Origin of the sequence: Marinilabilia rubra, assembly GCF_003121985.1 — a bacterium.
Lineage (GTDB): Bacteria > Bacteroidota > Bacteroidia > Bacteroidales > Marinilabiliaceae > Marinilabilia > Marinilabilia rubra.
Map to the genome: position 1 here is coordinate 78,345 of NZ_QEWP01000003.1, position 26,013 is coordinate 104,357.

Consider the following 26,013-nt stretch of genomic DNA (forward strand, 5'->3'; position numbering starts at 1 on the left):
TATCTAATTTATTAGACTTTCATCAAATGATTTCGTATAAACCTGTACATCAAAACAATAATACGCACACAAAACCCGATGTAATTTTACATTTTTTCGTATATTTGTAACAATCAGCTCAATACACAAAAACCCGTTTTCAACCCCATTAGCTTAAGAATTTAACCAAACGCCCCAACAATGAATGCCTTTTCCAAAAGATCTTTACTTCTTTTAATTCTCATTTTGTTATCCCTGGGTAAATCTTTCTCCCAGGTAGGTACCTCTTTCTGGTTCGTAGCCCCGGAAGTATCCCGGGAGCATGGAGACGACCCTGTTTCCTTCAGAATTACTGCCTTTGACCAACCTTCATCAGTTGAAATTTCAATGCCGGCCAATGGGTTCTCCGACCAAATAACAGTTCCGGCCAATTCTCAGGTGAACTACGAAGGGCTCAGCAATCTGAACCTTATAGAGAACAGGCCTGCCAACCAGGTCCTGGACAAAGGCATTTTAATCACATCCGACGAAGATATCTCCATTTACTATGATGTAGCCGACAATCACAACCCTGATAAATTTACCCTTAAGGCAGATAATGCCCTTGGAACAGAATTCTTTGTACCTTCCCAGAAAGCTTTTGACAATCATAATTACAGCAACCATCCTGCGCGTGAACACATAGATATTGTCGCTACAGAGAACAACACTGAAATCGAAATCATCCCTGCCGACGATGTTATGGGGCACAATGCAGGAGACACCATCAGAATAACTCTTAACAGGGGTGAAACATACGGGCTGGTTGCCACGAATGACGGTGAAAGGGCGGATCGCCACCTGGGTGGAACTGAGATTCAATCGAATAATCCCATTGCAGTCACCATTTCTGATGATTCGATTGAGCGGCCCACCGATCCGGGCCACTGGGATCTTATTGGGGACCAGCTTATCCCTACAGATCTGCTGGGAACGGAGTACATAGCCATGCATACCTTATATGGAGAGTCCATAAAGACAGATCAAAAAGTATTCATCCTGGCTACCGAAGATGACACCTACCTGGCAGTGGACGGAGTTTACAAGGCTACTCTTTCCAAGGGTGAACTACATGAGCTCACAATAGGCAATAATGCGGTCTATATTGAAACAGACAAACCTGCTTATGCCTATCAGGTAACCGGAATACCACCAAGTGACAATGACAATGCCACAAGAGGGACTGAACTGGGAAGTGCCATCCTTCCAAATATCACTTGTACCGGATCCTCAAGTGTTTCTTTTACCAGGGTACTGGGGGATCGCTTCTTTGTCCAGCTGATGACAAAAGAAAGTGATCGGAACTCTTTTTCAATCTCAGGCCCCAATGATTCTAACAATGCGCCACCTACCGGTTACCTCAATAATCCAAACTGGGTCCAGGTGCCGGGAACCGGTCTCAACGGTGAAGAAGCCTGGTACTCAGCCGTTATCCAAATGGGTTGGGACAACGGAGTGGGTATTGCCACGGGTAACCCTTACACAATAGAGAACAGAGGTCTTTTCCATATGAGCATCCTGGATGAGAACAGCGTAAGTATGAGTTTCGGTTACTTCTCCGACTACAGCACACTTCGCATCAACGGATTAACCATGGAATGCATGGGACAAACCGTGACATTGGAAACTGAAGATCCCATGCTTTCATATTACTGGTTTTCAAGTGCAGATCCCTACAACCATTTTTCGGAGGATCGCTCAGTGGAAATCACTGAGTCCGGTCAATATTGGGTGAATGCTGAAATTGAATCCGGTGGTTGTTTTTTAACCGATACAATTGATGTTGAATTCAGAACACCAGAGTTTACCTTGGGCAATGATACAGTGGTTTGTCCGGGAGAAACCGTAACATACGATATTCAGGCCACCAATCCCGGAGATAGTTTCCTGTGGTCACCGGGAGGCGAAACGACAAGAGACATTTCCGTTTCCCCCAATCCGGGCGAAGACCTGGACATAGCCCTTACTGTAACCGATGATATGGGCTGTTCTTCAACCGATGACGTAACTGTTTCCGGGTATTCGGCTCCATCTATAAACTGGAATATATCCGGCAATGATGTTTGTCTGGGAGATACTATTCAGACTACCGAAAACATGGCCCGGTATCAATGGACGGTTAATGGTGTTGCTGATCCTGCAGATACGTTGAGTTACATTGAAGCAAATGTAGATGGCACCTATGAACTGACAGTATGGACGGACAATCTCTGCTCCGAAACTCAAAGTCTGGATCTCACGGTTCATGACCTTCCGGTTATAAATCTCTCCGATGAATGGGCATGTCCGGGAGAAAACGGGACGTTCACGCTCTCCGGCTTTAACTCCTACTTGTGGAGCGATGGTTCCACCTCATCTTCCATGACTACCAATGTTGCCGACTCGGTGGCAGTAACGGTAGCCGATAATTATGGCTGTATTTCCACTGATTCTGCTTATTTCGGCATCTATGATCAGAACGCCTTCACCCTTTTCAATGATACCACCTCCTGCGAAAACGGGGACCTGCAACTTCAGGCAGATGCGGGCTATTTCAATTATCAGTGGACATTTTATCAGAACGGAACAGGGGCCGGGCAGCTTCTGAGCACCAACACCAGCACGCATTCAATAACATCAGCTGCCACCTTCAACGAAGGGCAATACTCCTTAACAGCTCAGGATCTGAATGGGTGCGAGGTTCAGGGTGATCTTTACCTGACCATATTGGATGTTCCCGACCTTAATATCCAGGCCGATGACATTTGCCGGGGCGACACAATAAGGATTCAAACCCCCGACCCCAGTTTCACCAGTTTTGCCTGGACCGTGGAAAGTAACCCTAACGACACAATCAGTAAACTCAGGTTTGCCAGAGTCGCCCAGGCAGGCACATATGATCTAAAAGCATGGCAGGACAATAGCTGTTTTGCTGATGCATCCACCACCATTGGCTTTTTGGATGCTCCAGATTTTGATCTGACAGATGTAAATGCCTGCCCCAACGAAACCGTAACAATTGGTGTGGAAAACTGGCAGCCTGCCAACAGCAGTGTCTCATCCCCCGCAAATTACATCTGGAGCACCGCTGGTCCCAAAACGCCTTACTCAACCAATCCAACCCTTAACAATCCTCCGGAAGGGAAATATTACCTCACAGCTTCTGACGGCCGGTGTACAAAAACAGATAGCGTGGAAATCGCTTACTATACATTGCCAACATTAGAACTCAATGATACTGAGTCTTGCGATAACGTGGACTTTAGACTTGAATTGCCAGCCGGACTTTCCTCTCAGACTGCCTCCTACTGGTGGTCACGCGACGGGACTTCTGACCAGGGACCTCCCAATAGCAGCTGGGCCGTTTCTCAGGAAGGAGATTACACATTGAGCATTACAGATAATAACGGATGTAATATTTCCGATGGTTTTTATCTTACCCGGTTAAATGTACCCACCCTGAACATAGAAGCGGACGATGTTTGCGAGGGAGATACCATCAGAATAGAAACCCCCAATCACAGTTTCACCAGCTTTGAATGGACACTTCAAAGCGATCCGGGAAATATAATCAGTGCTTTACGTTTTGCACGCGTAATCCAGGCCGGAACATATGAGCTTCAAGCCACACAGGACAATGGGTGCTCCGCAACGGCATCTACAACTGTAGGATTTTTGGACGCTCCCGATTTTAACCTCACGGATGTCGTCAGTTGCCCTAACGCTAACGTTTCCATTGCAGTGGAAAACTGGCAACCAGCCAACGGAACGCCCTCCTCTCCTGTTTCTTATGAATGGAGTACGCCCAGTCCAAGAACCCCCTATTCAACAAACCCATCAATTGACAACCCTCCTGCCGGCAAGTATTACCTCACAGCGTTCGACGACAGATGCTCAAAGACTGACAGTGTGGAGATAGTATACCATTCGGTTCCGGATATTCAACTTTCTGATGCGGAGACCTGCCTGAACGATCCTTACACTCTGGAAATTCCAGCGGCTTTGGCTCCCTCCACGACATCATACCATTGGTCCCGAAATGGCACGCCTGATCAAGGGCCAGCAAACAGAAACTGGGATGTGGCCCAAACCGGATATTATTCCCTCAACATCACAGATAACAATGGGTGTTCTTTACAGGATAGTCTTTTCCTAAATATCCTGTCTGTAGCAGGTTTAAACGTTCCTGCCGATGACATCTGTTCTGGAGATACAACAATTCTGGAGCCTGACAACTCTGCTTTCACAAAATTTGCCTGGACTTTGCAAAGCAATCCCACCGATACCATCAGCAAATCAGGTTCATTAGAAGTTTCTCAAAGTGGCAACTATGTTTTAACGGCCTGGCAGGATAACGGCTGTTTTGAAACAACCACTGCCAGTGTCAATATCCTTAACACTCCTGATTTTGACCTGACAGATGTTACAGGATGCCCCAACGAGACTGTTTCTATTGGTTTGGAGAACTGGCAACCGGCCAACGGAGCTCCATCAAGCCCCGTCTCCTTCAATTGGATTGAAGCAAGCCGGGGGGATACTATTTCAACTCAACCAACCATTGAAAATCCCCGGGCCGGAAAATACTACCTGACTGCTGCTGATGCAAAATGCAACCATACAGACAGTGTCAACATATCCTACTATACATTACCCGACATCCGACTCAGGGATGCAGAAACCTGCGACAATGAATCCCGACTATTGGAAATCCCCCCCACGTTAGTGCCTGTTACCAATACCTTTCGTTGGTCGCGAAACGGAACTTCTGATGTCGGCCCGGTTGACAGCAATTGGAGTGTCAGTCAACCGGGGGATTATACATTGACACTGACAGACAACAACGGATGTACCAGCGCTGATTCACTTTCACTCACCCACCTGGACTCGCCTTCTTTCAGCTTAGGTACAGATAGAAACAAATGTGCCGGGGATACTATTATGATAAATATCGATCCGCTTTTTGAAAGATATGAATGGAACGGCAACCACACTGATGGTCAAACTAACTTTATGGCAACCACCTTCACAGGCACATACAGCCTTCAAATATGGGGAGACAACGGTTGTTCTTCAACAGAACAGGTGGACATTGCCGTAAACCCGTTACCAGCTTTAGACCTTGGACCTGACATTGAAGGATGTGCCGGAGAAACTGCAACTCTTAATACCCCTCCCTATCCGGAAATTTATTGGTCGAACGGAGAACAAGGTGTGACCTCAGTAAAAGTTGAAAGAGGGAAACATACAGTAAGGGTGGTTGACAACAACGGTTGCTCTGCTAAAGATTCCATGAATTTAACCTGGTATCCTGTTCCTTCTGTTGACCTGGGCCCCGACCTTTTCATTTGTCCGGTTGAATACCCTTTGGATATTGAAGCTCCCTCAGGCTTTCAAAATTATAAATGGCACAATGGTCAAACAAACAGGTCCATAACCGCCAATCTGTTGGATACACTCAACAAGGTTACTGTAACTGATCAACGTGGTTGTAAAGGATGGGATACCAAAGTGGTTTCAACCTTTGCAACGCCCGGTTACACTTTAGGCAATGACACCTCGGCCTGCGAACCGGATGAGATAGTTTTAAATGCAGGAAATGAAATTCGATCAACATATGCAGGAGAAGAGCAGGTTTCGTTTATCCGGAGTTACTCATGGAGCAGCGGGACAACTCAGCAGACCGACACCGTGGACCAATCCGGAACCATGTGGGTAGAAGTTTTCGATGGTTGCTTTTATCTGAGAGATTCCATTGATATTGAGTTTTACCCTGCTCCGGAAATCACCGCCCTTGACACCACCTATTATGCCCAGGTAAGCGTAATGGCTGAAAACGGATCGGAGCCCTACTACTATGGACTGGACAATGAAACCAACCTTCAGCCCGGGAAGACTTTTAAAAATGTAGAAAACGGAGAGCATACTGCCTATGTTGAAGATCAAAACGGATGTACTGCCCTCACGGTTTTCAATTTAGATTCTCAATATGACATTGATATTCCGGATTTTTTCACGCCCAACAGCGATGGATTTAATGACACCTGGGAGATTGACGGACTGGAAAGACTTCCTGAGTCCATTGTATCCATATTCGACAGATATGGAAAATTATTAAGGGAATTCAATGCTGCGGAGACCATTTCATGGGATGGTGAATACCTGAATAAACCAGTGCCCTCGGATGATTACTGGTATGTTATTCACCTAAAACCAATTGATAAATTAATAAAAGGACATGTAACCATTAAAAGATAAAAAAACACATTGAAGGAGAAACAACCAAATTCCCCTCAACAAGCTAAAGCCCAACACTCCTTAAAAACCCTGTATTAATGAGAAAACTAATTCTGATGCTGTTCCTGTGGACATTTGTACTCCCGGCTTTTGGACAGAAATATTTTATTACTAATCAATATGTATATGATCTGTTTTTGGTAAATCCTGCAGATGCCGGTAATAACAATAACTGCATTACCTTTAATGGATTTTACCAAAAACAATGGTTTGGTGTAGACCTGGCCCCCACAACCCAGCTGTTTTCATTCCAAACCCCGGTTGTCCAAAATCTGGGATCGGGCACCTATGTATTTAATGACCGGAACGGTAACTTCAAGCGCATGGGCTTACAACAATCCCTTTCGGCAGAGGTTATATTGCGCGAAAACCGCCATGGTTTTACTTCTCTTCATTTTGGCATCTCTGCATTTTTGGAACAAAGCTCAATCAATTACAGCAACATCGATGGAGGTGTGGGGTTAGACCCAATTATTACCGCAGGCAGCGAAAACGGATCGGGCTTTAACATCAATACGGGTGTGATGCTTGAAATCAACAATCACCACATTGGCATTGCAGCCTCCAATCTTTTGGGCCAGAACAATCCGATGTACAAGTCGGAATGGGAACCTTCAAACGGTGCGGACATTCACATTCATGCAGGAACTTCCTATAAAATTCCTGACCGGGATATTTATATTGATCCCCTGGTTTATTACCGGCGCAGCTCTGATAGAGACACCCGCTTCGATGCCAACCTAAAACTGTATATGCCGACCCTGGATCCTAAATTTGCCTTTTGGGGTATTCTTGCCTACCGCCGAAGCATGGACGACCGCCTGGGAAAAGATCTGGGACTGGGGACTACCATTGGAATAGACTATCAGAACTTCTCATTTGGTATCGAACATCAATTGGGAATGACCCCTGCCCAAAAAAGGTTTGGCAGTGCTTTCATACTGGTTGCAAGCTACCGCATCTGTGCCGGAAAAAACAAGGGGGCCATGCCATGTACTCAGAAAGATGCTATCATCAAAGCGGCACAAAGGAGTAAAAAAAGAGGCCTGAAAGGCGTAAAAGATGCACATAACCATTGAAAATGTTTTTCTTTGTATTTACAATAGTTTACAAAGTAGGAAAACACTATTTTTAAAAAAGCTTTGATCCCGGAATCAGATATATTCAAATGAAGAATTTTCTTCAAAAAATCACCTTAATCGGACTCTTAATGCTCTTCACAGCAAGTGGAGGGCTAAACAGTGCATCCCTTCATTCCGCAGAGAAGGCAACAACCTCATCTTCGGAGGTAACTGCCAACCACGATTACATATCCATGTATGAAAACGGCTCATGGATTATATCTGTAACCAATAACGATTATGGGCTGAGCAAAGGCATCAGCAGCTTAGCTCTTCCCGGTAATCCCGCCCATGGAACCGCTAAAATACTGAATGATTACAGTATTATTTATACCCCAAACCTCTATTTTAAGGGGAAGGATAATTTCACCTATAAAGTTTGCAATACCAACGGAAACTGTGATGAAGCTACCGTTTCGGTAACAGTCGAAGACTTTGATTTCATGCCAGGCCCCCTAAATGACACCGTCACCTATTTCAGCGACAGCAGTTCGGTTTTTAAGGTTTTGGTAAACGATGCAGACTTATATGACTTGCCGCTTAAACTTACCATTGCCCGGGACCTTAATTTCGGGTTTTCAGAGATCACCAATAATCAGGAAATAAAAATCCATTTCACGAGTTATTTTCTTGGGAAAGATTCATTAACCTACCGGGTTTGCGATAATGAAGGTGATTGTGGAGAAGCCACCTTGTTTATCAACCGCCATCACGATGCGTCATCAGACATTTTAATACCTGAGGGGTTTTCACCCAACAAAGATGGCTTCAACGATGTATTCAGGATTCCGGACTTTGATTACTATACCAATATGTCGCTTACAGTATTTAACCGTAATGGCATCCTTGTATTTGAATCTTCCGATTACCGGAATAACTGGGACGGGATAGCAAATACAGGCCCCATTAAAGGACAGATAGTGCCCAAAGGTGTATATTTCTATATTTTAAAACCAGGTGGAAGCGAACAACAGTTTAAAGGCAATTTATTCATCAGCCATTAAAACCAGACAATACCGGAAAAAAGAATGGGCCGAAAAAAAGTCTATACAATAATCGTTTTCTTTTTCATGAGCGGACTGTCACTTACAGTCCAAGCCCAACAGTCCCCTGCATATACCCAGTATATGACCAACCCCATTCTTCTGAATCCTGCCTTTGCCGGAAACCGAAATTCTGTTGCAGTAGATTTATTTACACGCCGCCAATGGATCGGCATAGAGGGAGCCCCTTCCACCTATTACGCCGGCATACATGCACCTCTTAATCAGTCTAAAGTTTCTCTGGGAGCAGAGCTGTTCTCCAATAGTGCCGGACCTTTAATGTATAACTCCCTTTCATTCGACTATGCCTACTTATTACGGATTTCCAGGAGATCCTTTCTCTCTGTTGGATTGAGAGCCGGAGTTGATCATTTTAATCTGGACTTGCAAAACCTGGAAGTGATTGACTACAATGATCCCGAGTTTGCCAACAGCATTGAAAACGAATTCCGTCCATCTTTGGGGCTGGGCATGGTCTATTTTACGCCAAGGTGGTACTTCTCGGCTTCCATGCCGCATTACTCATTTTCGGAGATGCCATGGTCCTCCGGATCTGCAAGTCAGTTCCAAACTGATCAACAAATCAACCTTACCGGAGGGGCGAATTTCAACATAACAAGAGAGCTTAACCTCAAATTTTCCGGTATTCACAGAATGGTGCAATCCGGCATCTCATCAACCGATATTAGCATTATGATTCGTCATTCAGAGGGTCTCAAAGGCGGTCTGACCCACAGGCTCAATCTCGCTGCCGGACTCCTGCTTGGGCTACAAATCAACAACGAAATTGGAATTCTCTATTCATTTGAATTTCCTACCCATCCAAATCCAATCGTTCAGCGCGGCAGTCATGAACTGACACTTACTTTCGACTTCACCCGGTACATCAAACCCAATCGTGACCGCCGCTTCCTGCACCGTAAGAAGAAAGAAGACACTGAAGAGCAAATGAATTCCATCAGATATTTCTAATTCTCATTGATATTGGTTAAATTTTGATGTAATATGGTATTCTCAAAAGATCTTGAAATTTAAAGATTAATACTCTGATAAAATTTTACAAAAGCTTTTAATCAATTATTAAAAGCCAAAAGATGTTTTGTGTAAAAATACAGATCTTCAATGTCATACGATTCATCTTAAGTCTTACCTGACTGCCGTCAGGCAGGTATCTAAAAATCTAACGGCCTATTGAAAGATCTTACAGGATTGTAAAGAATGAAATACTGCAGCTTAAATACCAAATCCGAATCTGTTAAGTTCATAATCCAAACAGATTAAAACAATAAACAATTGTTTTCAGCAAAATGCCAAACCATCCGGTTTTTATGCTGTTTATACAAAAAACAACTTATATGTCTGAACCTGTAAAAACTTGGCCCGGCCGGCCTTATCCTCTGGGTGCCACTTACGACGGTAAAGGTGTCAATTTCGCCCTTTTTGCCGACAACGCTCATGGCGTTGAATTGTGCCTTTTTGATGCCGCCGGAAATGAAACCCGAATTAAAGTTAAAGAACGAACGCACAACAACTGGCACGCCTACCTTCCCGGAGTAAAGCCCGGACAGCGCTATGGTTACAGAATTCACGGTCCCTATGAGCCTGAAAATGGCATCCGTTTCAATCCAAACAAACTACTTCTTGATCCCTACGCCAAAGCCATTGAAGGAACCATTGAATGGAACGAAGCATCCTATGGCTATCAACCCGAAAATGAAGAATTGGATTTGTCTTTTAATGAAACCGACAATGCCCCTTTTGTGCCAAAAGGCGTGATCATCAATGACGCTTTCAATTGGGAAGATGATAAAAGTCCCGATATTCCGCACCACGAGACAATCATTTATGAAACACATGTCAAAGGGTTTACAAAACTTGCCCCCGAAATACCTGAAAAAATAAGAGGCACATATGCAGCGCTCTCCCATCCCAAAAGCATTGAATACCTTAAAAAACTTGGAGTTAACACCATCGAGCTGATGCCTGTCCATCAGTTCGTAGCTGATCACCGTTTGGTAGAAATGGGACTGACCAATTACTGGGGCTACAACACCCTGGGCTTCTTTGCCCCCGATGTGCGCTACTCCTCTTCAGGCTCGAGTGGCGAACAGGTGTGGGAATTCAAACAGATGGTTAAAGATCTGCACAAGGAAGGTTTTGAGGTAATTCTGGACGTTGTCTACAACCACACTGCCGAAGGAAATGAAATGGGCCCAACCCTAAGTTTTAGGGGAATTGACAACACCTCCTACTACCGTCTTTCAGAGGAAGACCCAAGATTTTATGTCGATTACACAGGTACCGGCAACACTCTCAATACCGTTAACCCTACCATCCTGCGTCTGATCATGGACAGCCTGCGTTACTGGGTTACAGAAATGCATGTGGACGGGTTCAGGTTTGATCTGGCCCCTGTATTGGCGCGAGAATTTGACGACGTAGACAAATGGGGCTCTTTCTTCGATGTGCTTCATCAGGACCCGGTGCTTTCGCAGGTCAAACTAATTGCGGAGCCCTGGGATCTGGGAGAAAACGGATACCAGGTTGGAAACTTCCCCGCCGGATGGATGGAATGGAATGCCAAATACCGTGATTGCATGCGCGATTTCTGGAAAGGAGAAGATGAAATGTTGCCCGAATTTGCCAATCGCCTTACCGGAAGCTCCGATTTGTATTTCGACAACTGGCGAACACCTTCTGCAAGCATTAATTTCATTACTGCCCACGATGGTTTCACCCTCCGTGATCTGGTCTCTTACAACAATAAACACAACAAAGCAAACGGAGAAGACAATAACGATGGTGAGGACCACAACCGTTCCTACAATTACGGAGTGGAAGGCCCCACAGATGACGAGAACATCAACCAAATAAGAAAACGGCAAATCCGGAATTTCCTCTCAACCCTGTTCCTTTCCCAGGGGGTTCCCATGCTGGTGGCAGGCGATGAGCTGGGGCGCACCCAGCAAGGCAACAACAACGCTTATTGCCAGGACAATGAAATTTCCTGGATTGACTGGGAGAATAAAGACAATGAGCTTTTGGAATTCACTTCAAAGCTGATTCACTTCCGCAAAAACCATCCCGTATTTTGCCGCAAAAAATGGTTCAAGTACCAACCCATCAAAGGCAAAGGGGTTACCGATATTGAGTGGTTCACAATGGAAGGTGAAGAAATGAGCGATGAACACTGGAGTTCATCCTTTGCCAAATCGCTGGGTATTTTTCTTTATGGACAGGGAATCCGCACCGTTTCCGAGACTGGGGATCTCATTGTGGATGACAGCTTTTACATCATGTTTAACTCATACCACGAACCGTTGCCTTTTAAACTTCCGGATCCCAAGTGGGGCAAAAAATGGCAGAAAGTAATGGACAGTTCTGATGCTACTTTTAATGACGAGGGTCAGGGAGAAATAAAAAATCCGGGGGAAGAAACGGAGGTAAAAGGCAGATCGGTTGTACTTTTCAAGGAGGTAAAGACATGAATCCAAAACATTTTCACCAAAGACCCGGGCTTATATTAAACCCGGAAAAGAAAAGTTGCAATGCCCTGGTGTGGGCTCCGGGTGCACAGACTGTTTCAATTGTAAGCCGGTTCAATGAGAAGCATTATTTAAATCAGTCGGCTTATGGCTACTGGGAAGCTAACGATCTTCCGTTGGTTGAGGGAGACACTTATGAAGTTTGCCTCAATGACGACAAAACATTTCCCGACCCCGCCTCTCTTTCTCAGCCCCGGGGAGTACACGGTCCCTCTATGGTTACTGATTTGGCTTCTTACTCCTGGAATGACGATGACTGGAATGGGCTTGACATCCAAAAACCCATCATTTATGAGTTACACACCGGCACTTTTTCAAAAGAGGGTACTTTTCATGGCATCATCGACCAGCTACCCTACCTCAGGGAGCTGGGCATAAACACTATTGAGCTGATGCCGGCAACTCAGTTTCCCGGGAATCGTAACTGGGGATACGATGGCGTTTATCCTTATGCAGTGCAGGACTCTTACGGAGGTGCCGGGGAGCTCCAGAAACTTGTTGACCAATGCCACCAACAGGGGCTGGCAGTTATTCTTGATGTGGTATACAACCACTTGGGCCCTGAAGGGAATTATCTAAGTCAGTTTGGGCCCTATTTCACCAACAAATATCAGACACCATGGGGCCGGGCAGTCAATTTTGACGACGAATGGTCTGATGCCGTTCGGCATTTTTTTATTGAGAATGCATTAATGTGGTTTGGTGACTTCCACATTGACGGATTGCGGCTAGATGCCGCACATGCCATCAAAGATTTTGGTGCCCGCCATTTTCTTGCTCAATTAAAGGAAGCTACCAACGAATTCAATGCAGAAAGGGGTAAAAAGCATTTTCTGATGGCAGAGTGTGACCTGAATGATGTGCGCTATATTAACACTCCCGACAAAGGTGGATACAATATGGATGCACAGTGGTGTGATGAATTTCACCATTCGCTGCATGTAATGGTCACCGGAGAAGAAAGGGGTTATTATTCCGATTTTGGGGGAATCGGTCCCCTGGTTAAATCCCTCAACCATGGCTTTGTTTACGATGGTATATACTCTCCCCACCGTAAAAAGACTTTTGGGAGTAGTACCGATGGCCAGTTTGGACATAAGTTTGTTGTCTTTGCCCAAAATCACGATCAGGTGGGAAACCGCATGATGGGTGACCGCCTGGGAACAAACATCAGCTTCGAGCTGCAAAAGGTGGTAGCAGCAACTTATTTGTTATCGCCCTTCACCCCTTTCCTGTTTATGGGTGAAGAATTTGGTGAAAAAAGCCCGTTTCTATACTTTACAAGTCATTCCGACAAAGACCTCATCAAAAATGTGCGCAAAGGAAGGAAAAATGAGTTCAAAGACTTTATGGGGAACCTGAATCCTCCGGACCCTCAGGCTGCAGAAACCTTTAAAAAATCTGTTTTAACCCTTCGTGAAAAATGGGATTCAACACAGCAAGCACTTTTTAAATGGTACAAAACCCTTATCCGGTTCCGGAAAGAGCAGCCGTTTTGGGCAGAAAATCCCCGGGAATATTTCGAAGCAGAAGCCTTAAACGAAAAGATACTGAGGGTAGCCATCCGGCACAAACAAGATGTCTTTTTTATGTTGATGAATTTTGGACCGGAAAAGATACATCTTGACCTCGAAGCTGTGGAGCCCATGCTCTGTTCTGCAACAGATGAATGGTCAGGTCCCGTAAATCATGTGCATGACCTCAAAAAAGGAAATATTCTGGAACTCCCCGGAGAATGTTTTATTTTCCTGAAAACAAAATAAATCACAACCCCGCAGTGATCAAAACGCCCTGAATTTGTTATATTGAAAAATTAGTCAATAAAAAAGGCCGATTCTAATATGTCAATAGATCGTTAGTCCCGATGCTTCGGGATAGATATTAGATTTAAGACAAATCATAACCAATTGATAATCCGAGCGTTTTTCCAGAAAACTGTCAAGATACAAACAATTGATTAAAAGCTCATTACAATCCCGAACCATCGGGATAACAGACTATTAAATATGTACAACCCTGTATCAACATACCGACTTCAATTCAATAAAGATTTTAGCTTTGCCGATGCCCGGCAACAGCTGGATTACTTTCACACTCTGGGTGCAGGCACCATCTACGCCAGCCCTGTTTTTGCAGCGTCTCCGGGAAGCAATCATGGGTACGACGTCACCAATCCTCATATGATAAATCCTGAAATCGGAACGGAAGATGAGCTCAAAAAACTCACCAAGAGTCTTAAAAACCGGAGAATTGGATGGATTCAGGACCTTGTTCCCAACCATATGGCCTTCAACAGTCATAATCCATGGCTTATGGATGTCCTTGAAAAGGGCAAAGATTCAGAATATGCCGCCGTTTTTGACATCAACCGGCAGCATCCTCAGTTCCGAAGCAAACTTATGCTTCCCTTCCTGGGCGATGTTCCGGAAAAGGTACTGGAAAACGGGGACATCACATTAGCATTCCAACAAGGTGCCTTCTTTCTCAAATACTTCGACCATCTGTGGCCGCTTCGTTTCGAATCGTTTCTTTGGATGCTGGAACAATCAAGCCAGTCTCTGCCTTCTTCTCTTAATTTATTACTCGACCAGCATCAGTTGGATGAAAAATCGCCGGACTATCTGTTTCTGAATGGAGAATGGGAGCGTTTCAAAGAAGAGCTTTTTCACCTGTGCCACACTCAAAAAAAGGTGGAAGATTATTGTCTAAGCCTGGCCAAAGAAATATCCCAAAACAACGATTCTGTAAAAGCCCTTGTTGAAAGTCAGCATTATGCCCCTGTATACTGGAAAGAGACAGAACAACGAATCAATTACCGGCGTTTTTTTACCGTCAACGACCTGATTTGTCTTCGCATGGAAGACGAAGAGGTTTTCGACCTTTACCATCGTGAACTTCGCAGATGGCTTAACAATCACCTGTTTGACGGATTAAGAATAGACCATGTTGACGGCCTCAGATATCCCGGGGAATACTTATCACGGTTAAGAAAGCTTGTCGGTCCAAAAAGGCATCTCTCCGTGGAAAAAATCCTTGAGAAGGGAGAAAAAATGCCCTCTTCATGGCCTGTTCAGGGCACCACCGGTTATGATTTTCTGGGTCAGGTTAACAACCTGTTTACCCGGCGATCCGGGATGTCTGACTTACAGGCTCTCTATTACAAGATCACACGTCACGAGCTTCCTGCCGAAGAGGTTGTCTACCAAACCAAAAAATTAATCTTAACCGAACGCATGCACGGGGAATGGGAAAACCTCATCACACTGTTTCATCAGTTGCGTTTGTTGGAGGGGGAATCGGCCCAGAAATACAACCGTGATCAGATTAAAGAAACGATAGGCGAAATTCTTCTGGCCATGCCGGTTTACAGGCTCTACCCGGAGTCGCTGCCACTGGAAGAGGACGATTTGAGAATTTTGAAAAAGGTATTTGTGGATGCGTTGCAGCGAAACAAGGACATTGAACCGGTGCTTACGACCTTTGAAGAACTGTTTTTTTCGGAAAAGCGCAGCAGAGGAGACCGCGACCACAGGATTTTACATTTTTTCAGCCGCATGATGCAGCTGGCAGGTCCCCTTATGGCCAAGGGAATTGAAGACACCGCTATGTACCGTTACAATTGCTTCATCGGTCACAACGAAGTGGGAGATGCCATTGCTTCAGAAGGCATGAAGGCAGATGAATTTCATGACCACATGGCAAAACGCCAGGAGCAGTCTCCTTTAACACTGAATACCACCTCCACGCACGATACAAAAAGAGGTGAAGATGTAAGGGCCCGGCTCAATATTCTGACCGAAATCCCGGAAGAATGGGAAGAAGCTGTTTCGCGCTGGATTGAAATGAACAAACCCTTTAAGAAACAGATAAGCGGTAACCCGGCTCCCTCTGCAAGTGAAGAGTATCTTATTTATCAAACACTGACAGGGATTACACCTGTTGAAGGGGTCATCGATGAAAGCCTTATAAAACGTTTGGAGGAATATCTGGAAAAAGCTTTAAAAGAAGCCAAGGAAAACAGCTCCTGGAGCCAGGCAGTCCCCGCATGGGAAGAGGCCGTTAAAAGCTTTATCCGTAACATTTTGCAACCATCTCACATTTTCGCCAAAGATTTCCTCGATTTTCAGCGTAAAGTAAGCCACTACGGCATTTTCAACAGTCTTTCACAACTCACCCTTAAATGTACCTGTCCCGGTATCCCCGATATTTACAGAGGCAATGAAGTTTGGGATTTCACCCTGGTTGATCCGGATAACCGCCGCCCTGTAGACTTTGAGTCATTGCACAGAACCCTGAAAAACCTGAAAGAGCATTACACCCTTCGTCCGGCCAAATTGTTCCCCTCACTCATCAAGAATCCGGAAAACGGGCACATAAAACTCTGGCTAACGCACCGTTTGTTAAGATACAGAAAAGAAAACCCGTCCATTTTTGCATCGGGGGAATACATTCCCCTCAAAACAAAAGGGATTCACAAAAAGAACATCCTGGCCTTTGCACGTCATTACAACGATGTGTGGCATGTCACCATCATCCCGCTTTATCTCTCCTCATTTGAGGAACACGGAAAGCCCGTTTTACCTTTCGAAATCGACTGGAAAAACACCAGAGTAATTCTGCCCGAAAATGCACCAACTGACTGGGTCAATGTTTTTACCGGCAGGCCTTATTCCACAGGTACCGAAATTGCAGTTTCTGAAGTTTTTGATGCAGGCCCTGTAGGTATATTTCATGCCGATACCGGACGAAAAGCGCGTACAGCCGGTGTTTTAATGCATGTAACCTCTCTCCCGGGCAAGTTTGCTACCGGCGATTTTGGGCCCAATGCCTATCGTTTTGTGGATTTCCTGAAGGAGTCGGGCCATTCCTCATGGCAGGTACTGCCCTTTACTCAAACTACCGCTTCGGGCGAATGGTCGCCTTACAGCGCCCCTTCAGCCTTTGCAGGCAACATTCTGATGATAAGTCCGCGCAAACTGGCAGAAGAATCGCTCATCAGCAAAAAAGAATTGAAGGATTATGAATCGGCATTTTCTGACAAGGCTGATTTTGCAAAAGCCTTGACTATGCGGAAGGAACTGACCCGCTCTGCTTACGAGAATTTCACTACCCATTGCAGCGCCCCTGCCAAGCAGGACTTCTTTGATTTTTGCCAAAAAGAGTCTTACTGGCTGGATGATTATGCTTTATTCCTGCTTTTTAAACGGCAATTTGATGATAAACCATGGAATGAATGGCCAGCCGATTACCGCAACAGAAAACCCGCAACTCTTAAAATTGCCATCCATGAAAATCAGCGAAAAATAGAATTGGAAAAATACCGGCAATATCTCTTCCGGCAGCAATGGAATGAGTTAAAAAGGTATGCCAATCACCATGGCATTCGTATCATCGGAGACATCCCGATTTACGTAAGCTACGACAACGCCGATGTCTGGAGCCACCCTCACTTGTTTAAGCTCAATGCTGACAAAAGTATGAACGCCGTTGCCGGGGTTCCTCCCGATTATTTCAGCGAAACCGGACAGCTATGGAACATGCCGGTATTCAACTGGAAAAATCTGGAAAAAGAGAATTTTAAATGGTGGATTAACCGAATAGCGAAAAACCTTGAACTATTTGACCTGGTGCGGCTTGATCACTTCCGCGGGTTTGAGGCATATTGGGAAGTACCCGCCAATGAAGAAACAGCCGAAAACGGGATCTGGGTAAAAGCTCCGGGAAAGTCGTTTTTCAAGACGCTTAAGAAGAAGTTCCCTGCCATGCCATTCATTGCCGAAGATCTTGGAGAAATTGATGATGAGGTATATAAATTAAGGGATATGTTTCAGCTTCCCGGCATGAATGTATTGCAGTTTGCATTTGGCGATAACCTGCCCGATTCGGTTCACATTCCTCATAATTACAACTTTAACAGCGTAGCTTATACAGGTACCCACGATAACAATACAGCCCAGGGATGGTTCCGCTTCGAACTGGATAAAGCCGCCAAAAACCGCTTGAAACTATATACCGGAAACAAGGTTAAGAGCAAAAATGTCCACCGTATCCTTACACGTCTGGCATGGGCATCACAGGCCAGACTGGTAGTTATCCCCCTGCAGGACTTGATAGGAAAAGGCCCTGAAGCACAAATGAACAAACCATCCATTGCCAAAGGGAACTGGACATGGAGATTAAAAACAATGGACGAACTGAAACAAATAGCCGGGGAAACCCGTGAGCTATTGGGACTTTTTTCACGATAAAAGAAACTTTTGTTAAGTATATCCGTTAAACAACTGTGGCCTAAACAATCGTCCTATTTATGAATAACTCCGGTGAAAGAGATATTAATACTCAGTCAGAGCTAGACCGCTTCTGCATAGACCATGCAGGAGTTGGCATTTATCGTATTTCCGATGAGAGTGGACAAATACTTAGCGTCAACAGGCAGGCATGCCTTGACCTTGGTTACAGTGAAGCGGAGTTACTCAACATGAGCATATTTGATTTAGATCCCAACTTTTCTGATCCTGGCAAGCAAAAATGGAGACTACACCGAAAGAGAGTCAGGGAAAAGGGAACCGGCACCATTGAAACGTCCCACAGGAGAAAGGATGGCAGTTTAATGCCTGTGGAAGTAACGGTTACATATCTGGAGTACCAGGGCCAACAGATATCCTTCTCTTTTGCAAAAAACATTTCGAAAAGAAAGCAGTTTGAAGAAGCTCTCGGTGAAAGCGAGGAACTTTTCAGAACCACACTTTACAGCATCGGAGATGCAGTTATCACCTGCTCCAGGGATCATAAAATACGCCAACTCAACAAAGTGGCCGAAAACCTGACCGGATGGACTGAAGCGGAAGCCCATAGCAGGCCAATTGAGCAGGTTTTCCGGATCATCAATGAAAAAACCAGAAAACCGGTTCCCAACCCTGTTGAAAAAGTTCTGAAGCAGGGACGGATCATTGGTCTGGCCAACCACACCCTGCTCATCTCAAAAGATCACAGAGAAATTCCCATTGCAGACAGCGGGGCTCCGATCTTCTCCGACGGAGGAGAGATCATTGGTGCTGTGCTGGTATTTCGCGACGCCTCAAAAGAACGTTTCTACCAACAACAACTTGAAAACGATCATAAATTTCTGACCTCTTTTCTGAACAACCTTCCGGGAATGGCCTTTCGATGTAATAACAATCTTAACTGGGACATGGATTATGTCAGCCAGGGATGCCTCAATCTTACCGGTTACACACCTGAAGAACTCGCTTCGGGAAAATGCATATCATTCGGAGATTTGATTCACCCCGATGACAGAACAAATGTGTGGGACAGCGTGCAGAAAGCCATTGCAGAACAAGCACCTTATGAAATTGAATATCGTATTACCACCAAAGAAAAAAAGGAAAAATGGGTATGGGAAAAGGGGGAATCCTTCTTGTTTCCGGACAGCGAAACCATCATTATAGAAGGCTTTATTAATGATGTAACAGGGTATAAAGAGCTGGAGAAAAAACTCAAAGAAAATGACCGCTTAAAAACAGCTTTTCTTCAGAATGTTTCTCACGAAATCCGAACGCCTCTCAATGCCATTCTGGGGTTCTCCGAGCTCATCAAAAATCCTGATATAGAACCGGCAGAGCGCAAAGAGTACATTAACATAATTGAAAGCGGAGGCCACAAACTCCTTGGCATCCTCAACAATGTCCTGGAACTCTCGCGAATTGAAACCGGCGACATAACCATAAACCGGTCAATCATACCGGCCTATGACTTTCTTAAGAACCTTCATTCCTTTTTTGAGCCACTGGCAGAGGCCAAAGGCTTAAAACTGATGATAGATAATTCTCCCAAAGAGCAGCTGGTAATCAACACCGATAGTACCAGGCTGGATCAGATATTCAATAACCTTATCAACAATGCCATTAAATACACCGATGAGGGAGTTGTCAACATTGGCTTCAAACCCGTTGATGAGAGCATTTTGTTTTACGTAAAAGATACCGGACCGGGGATCTCAAAAAAACAGCAGGGAAAAGTCTTCGACCGTTTCTACCGGTCCGATGATCCCAGGATGCTGCATCATGATGGTGTTGGTCTGGGACTTGCCATTTGCCTTGGGTTGATAAACGCCCTGGAGGGAGAAATCTGGCTTGAGTCGGAAGAAGATCAAGGCACAAGTTTCTTCTTTTCCTTACCACGTTCCTGATAATTTCCTTACTTTTAAGGTTCAACATTTCAATAGTGGACAGTTATAGTGAATGGTTTATAGTGGGTAGTTATCGTTAGTCGTCTAGTGTCAGCCATCCCACTCATCTTCGCATCCTTATCAAGAAGGCCTTAAATTCCTTGCATTTGATAAGACGGAATGTACCAGTCAACTATTGATTTATTCAATTACTGTGCAATGAAGCTGAACCGTAAACAAAAGGAAACAACCTCAAAACTCATTGATTGGTGGGAGGATCAGGGCCTTCTTCACGAAGGCCAAAGATCCACACTGAAGGAGAGCATTGAATTAAAAACCATCAACTGGAAAAAAGTTGCTGAATACCTGATGGGACTGGCCATTCTCAGCATAGTGGTCGCCTTTCTTACTCTCGTGGCTGACGATTGGATTCTGGAGATGTTCGAGCGCTTGTTTGAAATCTCCGATTTGGCCATCTTTTTATTGCTGATGGTGCTTTCCGGATTTTTCTATTTCGCCGCCTGGCGTATACAATCCAAACCAGGACGATTCAAACTCTCGCTTGAAACGCTGCTGCTTCTGGGCGGCATCTCATTTGGTGGCGGGCTCAATTACTTTGGAAGGATGTTTGGATTGGAGGGGTTTGTTGAAACGCTGCTGGTTTTGGTCTTTGCCATTCATTGTTTTCCGGTGGCCAAATTTTTCAATTCTTTGCTAATGGCAGGGATTGGTTGGTTTGGCATTTTGCTGTGGCTGGGGATTGAAAGTGGGCGCCCCAGTGAATGGAGTGGTTCCTGGATGGGAATGAACCTTGCATTGCGCTACCTTTTCTTCTCCCTCATTCCTTTGGGAACAGGACTTTTACTTAAAAAAACGGGCAAGCTCATTCATTTTGCGATGCTCTCCGAACGAACCGGATGGTTGTTTTTGTGGTTATCTCTATGGGGGCTGGCCCTCTTTGGCAATCACCTTAATCTGAACACCTGGAACGAAGCTACTTCCTTATCCCTGCTTCCCTGGGGACTTTTTATGGCTGCAGCAGCAGGTACACTCTGGTATTTGGGAAAGCAGCGTGACAACAAAGAATGGATGTGGATGGGCGGACTGGCATTAATTGCTGATGCCTACACCCAGTTTTTCCTGTTTTTGTGGGACCCCCTGCACCCGGCATTGTTTTTTGCCATTATGGGGCTATCTTTCTGGTTGTTGGGACGAAGAGCTGAAATGATTAAACGCTAATAAAAAATAACACCATGTTTTCAAAAGAAACTTACGTACATCGCAGAGTCCGTCTCAAAAAAAATGTAAAGAGCGGACTGATTCTCATATTGGGGAACAACGATTCGCCCATGAATTACCCTTCGAACGTATACCATTTCAGGCAGGACAGTACATTTCTGTATTTTTTCGGCATTGACTTGCAAGGCCTTGCAGGTGTCATCGATCTTGACAATGATAAAGAAATCCTCTTCGGAGATGATTATACTATTGACGACATCATCTGGATGGGACCGCAATCTTCTCTGAAAGAGCAAGCAGCAAGAGTGGGAATCACAGAAACAAAGCCGTTTTCAGCGCTTCAGCAAACCATTGCAGAAGCATTGAAACAAAACCGAACCATCCACTTCACTCCACCCTACAGAGGCGAGAATATTATGCTCCTGGCCGATTTGTTAAACATTCCACATGGCGAGGTAAGCAATCGCTCATCACTTGAGCTGACCAAAGCCTGCATTGATTTACGCAGCGTAAAAGAAGCCTGCGAAATTGAAGAAATGGAACGTCATATGGCCACTGCCTGCAATATGCACACCACTGCCATGAAACTGGCACGTCCGGGCATTACAGAGCAGGAAGTCACAGGAGCCATTGAAGGCATCTCCATATCGGGAGGCGGAATGGTATCCTTTCCGGTCATCTGCTCGGTAAGGGGCGAAACACTCCACAACCACTACCATGGCAATACATTAAAAGATGGTGACCTGCTCCTGGTCGATGCGGGTAGCGAGTCTCCGATGCATTATGCCACCGACCACACCCGTACTACCCCCGTTTCCGGTAAATTCTCGGATATTCAGAAATCAGTCTACCAAATTGTACTGAATGCCAATGACCTGGCGCGTGAAGCCACCAAACCGGGAGTCCCCTATCGGGATGTTCACCTTCTGGCCTGCCGCGTAATTGCCTCCGGTCTCAAAGACCTGGGATTAATGAAAGGGGACGTGGATGAAGCCGTTAATCAGGGAGCTCACGCCCTTTTTATGCCGCACGGCCTTGGACACATGATAGGTCTCGACGTGCACGACATGGAGGATTACGATGATACGCTTGTGGGATATGATGAGGAGATTCAGCGCTCATCCCTGTTTGGACTGGCAGCCTTAAGGCTCGGACGCAGGCTTCAGGCAGGCTTCACCATCACCAACGAACCGGGCATCTATTTTATTCCTGCACTCATTGATAACTGGAAAGCCGAAAAGAAATTCACCAACTTTATCAATTACGACAAGCTGGAAGCCTTCAAAGGCTTTGGCGGTATCCGGCTGGAAGATGACATCCTTGTGACCGAAAACGGGTCCCGCATCATGGGCGAGCGCATTCCTATCACTGTTGATGAAGTGGAAAAAATAGCCGGCAAGGAGCTTTAGGACCTAAGCCCCGACAGGAGGTCAATATTAAAAGGGCTGGAACACCCCCAAAGTCTGTCATGTTGAGCGAAGTCGAAACATCTGTTTATTCAACGAACAGATTCTTGGACAAGCTCAGAATGTCATCAAATCCGGACTTTTGGGACAGGCCCGGCCCGGCGTAGATTCTTTGCAGACAAAGCGGCATAGCCGGGCAGCATTCACGTGGAATGGAAATGGGGCTATTTCCAGCACATGATTTTAAATTGAACACCAAAATAGAACGCGGAGAATACAGATGTGAGAGATTAAATCGGATAATATTTACGAAAATCTTTCCTATCTGCGTTCCCTAAACGAAAAAACTTATCATCATGGAACTACCGGAAATCTCAATCAACAAAGACAAAAAGCGGTTCGAACTACAGGTAGACCATCATACCGCGAAACTCTACTACGAAGCTTACGAACCATCGGTATGGCGCCTGACTTCAACCCAGGTACCAGGCGACCTGAAAGGCCAGGGCGTTGGTTCATCGCTGGTAAAACAAACGGTGCAGTATTGCCGGAATAATCATATCCGGGTAATTCCTGAGTGCCCCTTTATTGTAAAATACATGGACAGGCACCCTGAGATGAAGGATGTGCTGTTTGAACAGGGATGAATTGTATCGCAGTCCCAAAAGGGATTTAAGAAAATCACTCCCTTTTGTTTTTGACATCATCGCCTGGCAGAAAACACCTGCCCCTGTCAATATTTTTTATGGTCCTGCCCGGCAGGAGAGGGTGATGCCCCGGCAGGAAAGCCTCTTTCTCATACTAAATTATATTATACTTAGTTTATTCCTTAATCAATCGGGTAATTATCCGGTTTCCCATTCTATTCTTGATTTCAACAAAGTAGAAACCCTTCTTTAATTCCGATATGTTCACAATTGCCTTACTACTGTTAATATGCGGTAAGTCCAGAATCTTTTTGCCGAACACATTAAATACACTGATACGATTAATCTCATTTGTAGTCTTGATATTAAATACATCGGATGCCGGATTTGGATAAATAGTTATCATGTCGGAAATACAATCATCAATTGCAGTGTCCAGATTGCCAAATACCACACCGTTATCAACAGTTAAATCTGTGTTGGAAAGTGTTAGGTCTGCCGCTGCAATTGTTACTGTGGTGTTCGAAATGTTACCGTAGTTTGATGTAGCATTACCCGTAAGTACTATTTCAGCGGTAGAATCATCAATACGATTAATTGAACCAACACTAACTCCTTCGGGCAGGTTTGTTACTGTCCAGTTTTCGGAGATCAGATTATCAACAAAACTATCGTCAGTTAAGCTTACAATGATTACTTCACCATCTTCCGAACCAGCGATGATTTCTCCATCGTCTGTAATCGAAATAGAAGGATTATACCTTTCTACGACAACATTATCGACCAGACATACCGGTAAATCTTTCGGAATATATAAGACCACTTTAAGCTGGGTAACTGTATCGGGCACCTTATACTTATCTTCAACTACTGTCCACTCAGTGGCCTTGGTGGTTTTTGATTTATATAACAATTCATTGTCTGGGCCATTTCTTAAAGTCATTTTTAGTCCCTCGTAATCTGTGGTGATCTCTTCCACCCATTTTGCAGCAAATGACAAATTTAAGAGGCTCCCCGGCTCAACATCAATGAATTGAATAAAGGAAGATTCTGTTGACAGCCTGCCGGCAAAATTGCCCTCATAGGTATCCGCTTCTTCCAGTTTTCCGTTCCACCTGTCGGCCCAGCCAATTTCCAAATCACCAGCTTCAAAATTTCCGTCAACAATCAGATTGTCAGAGTCAACAGCAGGTGGTTCAGGTGTTCCGGTTACTTTTATCGGGAAAGTGTGAGCAGATGCACTACCATTCCCATCTAAGGCGACACAATAGACGTGAAAATCTTCAGCGGTATAATTATTAGGTGCTGTTAGTTTTATAGAATTGGTTGATCCAGTTTCGAAAGGTCCGCTGGCAAGACTCTTGCGTCGCGTACTTCCATTAAAAGATTGTGTGCCACGCTCATAAGAATAAATCCACCACTTATAGGTGATTTCATCAGCATCTGGATCTGATGCAGTTACTTCCATTGTAAATTCCTCACCCGTATCAATAATTAACTCTTTGGCATTTGAGGAGGCTAATTTAAGGTTACTAATTACAGGTGCCCTATTTTCAGGATAGGAACCTCTCCAGTATTTGACCACTTCATCTGCCATGGGAGTCAACAAAGGAACCATTCCTTGATCAGCACTTTGAATTTGCAAATCGTCTGACAGTAAAAGGGAATGCCATACATAATTGTGGTTTTCGTGTACAGTCCATGTGAATGCTGTCGCCCCCTTAAATAAGGTAGAATTAGTATTATTGAAGCCGTTATGTATGGCTACTACATCCTGCACTTTTACCGAAGGGGGAATATCAATAGCGTCACCCCCCCAAGATGTTTTATCCAAACTATTGTCCCACTGTCCCCTAGTATTATATTCCGAGATATACCATGGTTTTCCCCAGTGAGTATCGAACCTACTAATTAAATTGGGCAAGTTCGCACCATACCCATTTTTTCCAATAATATCCAGGTCTGTACAGTAGGTAGCAAAATCCTGAATAGTTTCCGCTTTACTGGCATTAGTCACAAGACTTGTCAGGCGATTGGGATTGTGCGCATGAATGACCTTCGACAGTTTGTTTGCTGCCTTCATGTACTCAATATTGGAAGCACCTCCATTGACTTCATTCCCAAGCTCCCAACATAGTATAGCAGGGTGGTAATCTAGCGAGTCAAGTAATTCCTGAAGTTTATCCTCATATTTTTGATAATCATCAGGATCATTGTAGTCTACGATCCAGCCGCCATTGTCGCCCTGATAGGGCATCCAAAAGCCAAGCTCTACTTTCAGTCCAAGCGCATGTGCACTGTCAAGGAGGGCCTTTGTACTTCCATCAGTTCTTGATGACCAGGTGCGAATGGTATTTGCGCCGTATGAAGCGGCTAGTTCCAGAAATTCTTCACCTCCGGCACCTTTTATTGTAAAGTTTTCAAAGACTTTAATTCTATCCTCATGCGTTTGGGCTTGTAATCCTAAACAAGTCAATGCTATTAAGTAAATTAGTGTAAACTTTTTCATCGTTTTAATATTTAACAGGAAACATTATATTTTTTTACGGCT

At 44.7% G+C, this 26,013-nt stretch carries 12 protein-coding genes; 11 read left to right on the forward strand and 1 reads right to left on the reverse strand.

Going from position 1 to position 26,013, the window contains the following annotated elements:
• Nucleotides 1–180 precede the first annotated feature (180 nt).
• The 11 genes from DDZ16_RS04945 (at nucleotide 181) to DDZ16_RS04995 (ending at nucleotide 23,462) form a co-directional block, all read left to right on the forward strand.
• Nucleotides 181–6,252, forward strand: coding sequence for a T9SS type B sorting domain-containing protein (locus DDZ16_RS04945; protein WP_158275605.1), 6,072 nt, complete (start codon nucleotides 181–183; stop codon nucleotides 6,250–6,252).
• Nucleotides 6,253–6,329: 77 nt separating this feature from the next.
• Nucleotides 6,330–7,370: a PorP/SprF family type IX secretion system membrane protein gene (locus tag DDZ16_RS04950; RefSeq protein ID WP_109263333.1), complete on the forward strand. Its 1,041-nt coding sequence runs from the start codon at nucleotides 6,330–6,332 to the stop codon at nucleotides 7,368–7,370.
• 89 nt (nucleotides 7,371–7,459) lie between these two features.
• On the forward strand, nucleotides 7,460–8,416 hold the full coding sequence (locus DDZ16_RS04955) for an Ig-like domain-containing protein (RefSeq protein ID WP_109263334.1): 957 nt from the start codon (nucleotides 7,460–7,462) through the stop codon (nucleotides 8,414–8,416).
• Nucleotides 8,417–8,440: 24 nt separating this feature from the next.
• Nucleotides 8,441–9,427, forward strand: a complete 987-nt coding sequence (locus DDZ16_RS04960; RefSeq protein ID WP_109263335.1) for a PorP/SprF family type IX secretion system membrane protein — start codon at nucleotides 8,441–8,443, stop codon at nucleotides 9,425–9,427.
• Between the two features lie 383 nt (nucleotides 9,428–9,810).
• Nucleotides 9,811–11,943 (forward strand): glycogen debranching protein GlgX, encoded by a 2,133-nt coding sequence (glgX, locus tag DDZ16_RS04965; protein ID WP_109263577.1) that lies wholly within the window; start codon nucleotides 9,811–9,813, stop codon nucleotides 11,941–11,943.
• The gene (treZ, locus tag DDZ16_RS04970; protein WP_109263336.1) at nucleotides 11,940–13,763 is read left to right on the forward strand and encodes a malto-oligosyltrehalose trehalohydrolase; all 1,824 of its coding nucleotides are present in this window, start codon (nucleotides 11,940–11,942) and stop codon (nucleotides 13,761–13,763) included. Before glgX ends, treZ begins: the two co-directional genes overlap by 4 nt.
• A 243-nt stretch (nucleotides 13,764–14,006) precedes the next feature.
• Nucleotides 14,007–18,248, forward strand: coding sequence for a malto-oligosyltrehalose synthase (gene treY / locus DDZ16_RS04975; protein ID WP_109263337.1), 4,242 nt, complete (start codon nucleotides 14,007–14,009; stop codon nucleotides 18,246–18,248).
• Between the two features lie 59 nt (nucleotides 18,249–18,307).
• The gene (locus DDZ16_RS04980) at nucleotides 18,308–20,191 is read left to right on the forward strand and encodes a sensor histidine kinase (protein WP_109263338.1); all 1,884 of its coding nucleotides are present in this window, start codon (nucleotides 18,308–18,310) and stop codon (nucleotides 20,189–20,191) included.
• A 198-nt stretch (nucleotides 20,192–20,389) separates the two neighbouring features.
• On the forward strand, nucleotides 20,390–21,409 hold the full coding sequence (locus DDZ16_RS04985) for a DUF2157 domain-containing protein (RefSeq protein ID WP_158275606.1): 1,020 nt from the start codon (nucleotides 20,390–20,392) through the stop codon (nucleotides 21,407–21,409).
• A 14-nt stretch (nucleotides 21,410–21,423) separates the two neighbouring features.
• Nucleotides 21,424–22,818, forward strand: coding sequence for an aminopeptidase P family protein (locus DDZ16_RS04990; protein WP_109263340.1), 1,395 nt, complete (start codon nucleotides 21,424–21,426; stop codon nucleotides 22,816–22,818).
• A 353-nt stretch (nucleotides 22,819–23,171) separates the two neighbouring features.
• Nucleotides 23,172–23,462, forward strand: a complete 291-nt coding sequence (locus tag DDZ16_RS04995; RefSeq protein ID WP_109263341.1) for a GNAT family N-acetyltransferase — start codon at nucleotides 23,172–23,174, stop codon at nucleotides 23,460–23,462.
• Nucleotides 23,463–23,637: 175 nt separating this feature from the next.
• On the opposite strand, the gene DDZ16_RS05000 is transcribed toward DDZ16_RS04995, so the two are convergent.
• Nucleotides 23,638–25,971, reverse strand: coding sequence for a T9SS type A sorting domain-containing protein (locus DDZ16_RS05000; protein ID WP_109263342.1), 2,334 nt, complete (start codon nucleotides 25,969–25,971; stop codon nucleotides 23,638–23,640).
• Nucleotides 25,972–26,013: the final 42 nt, after the last annotated feature.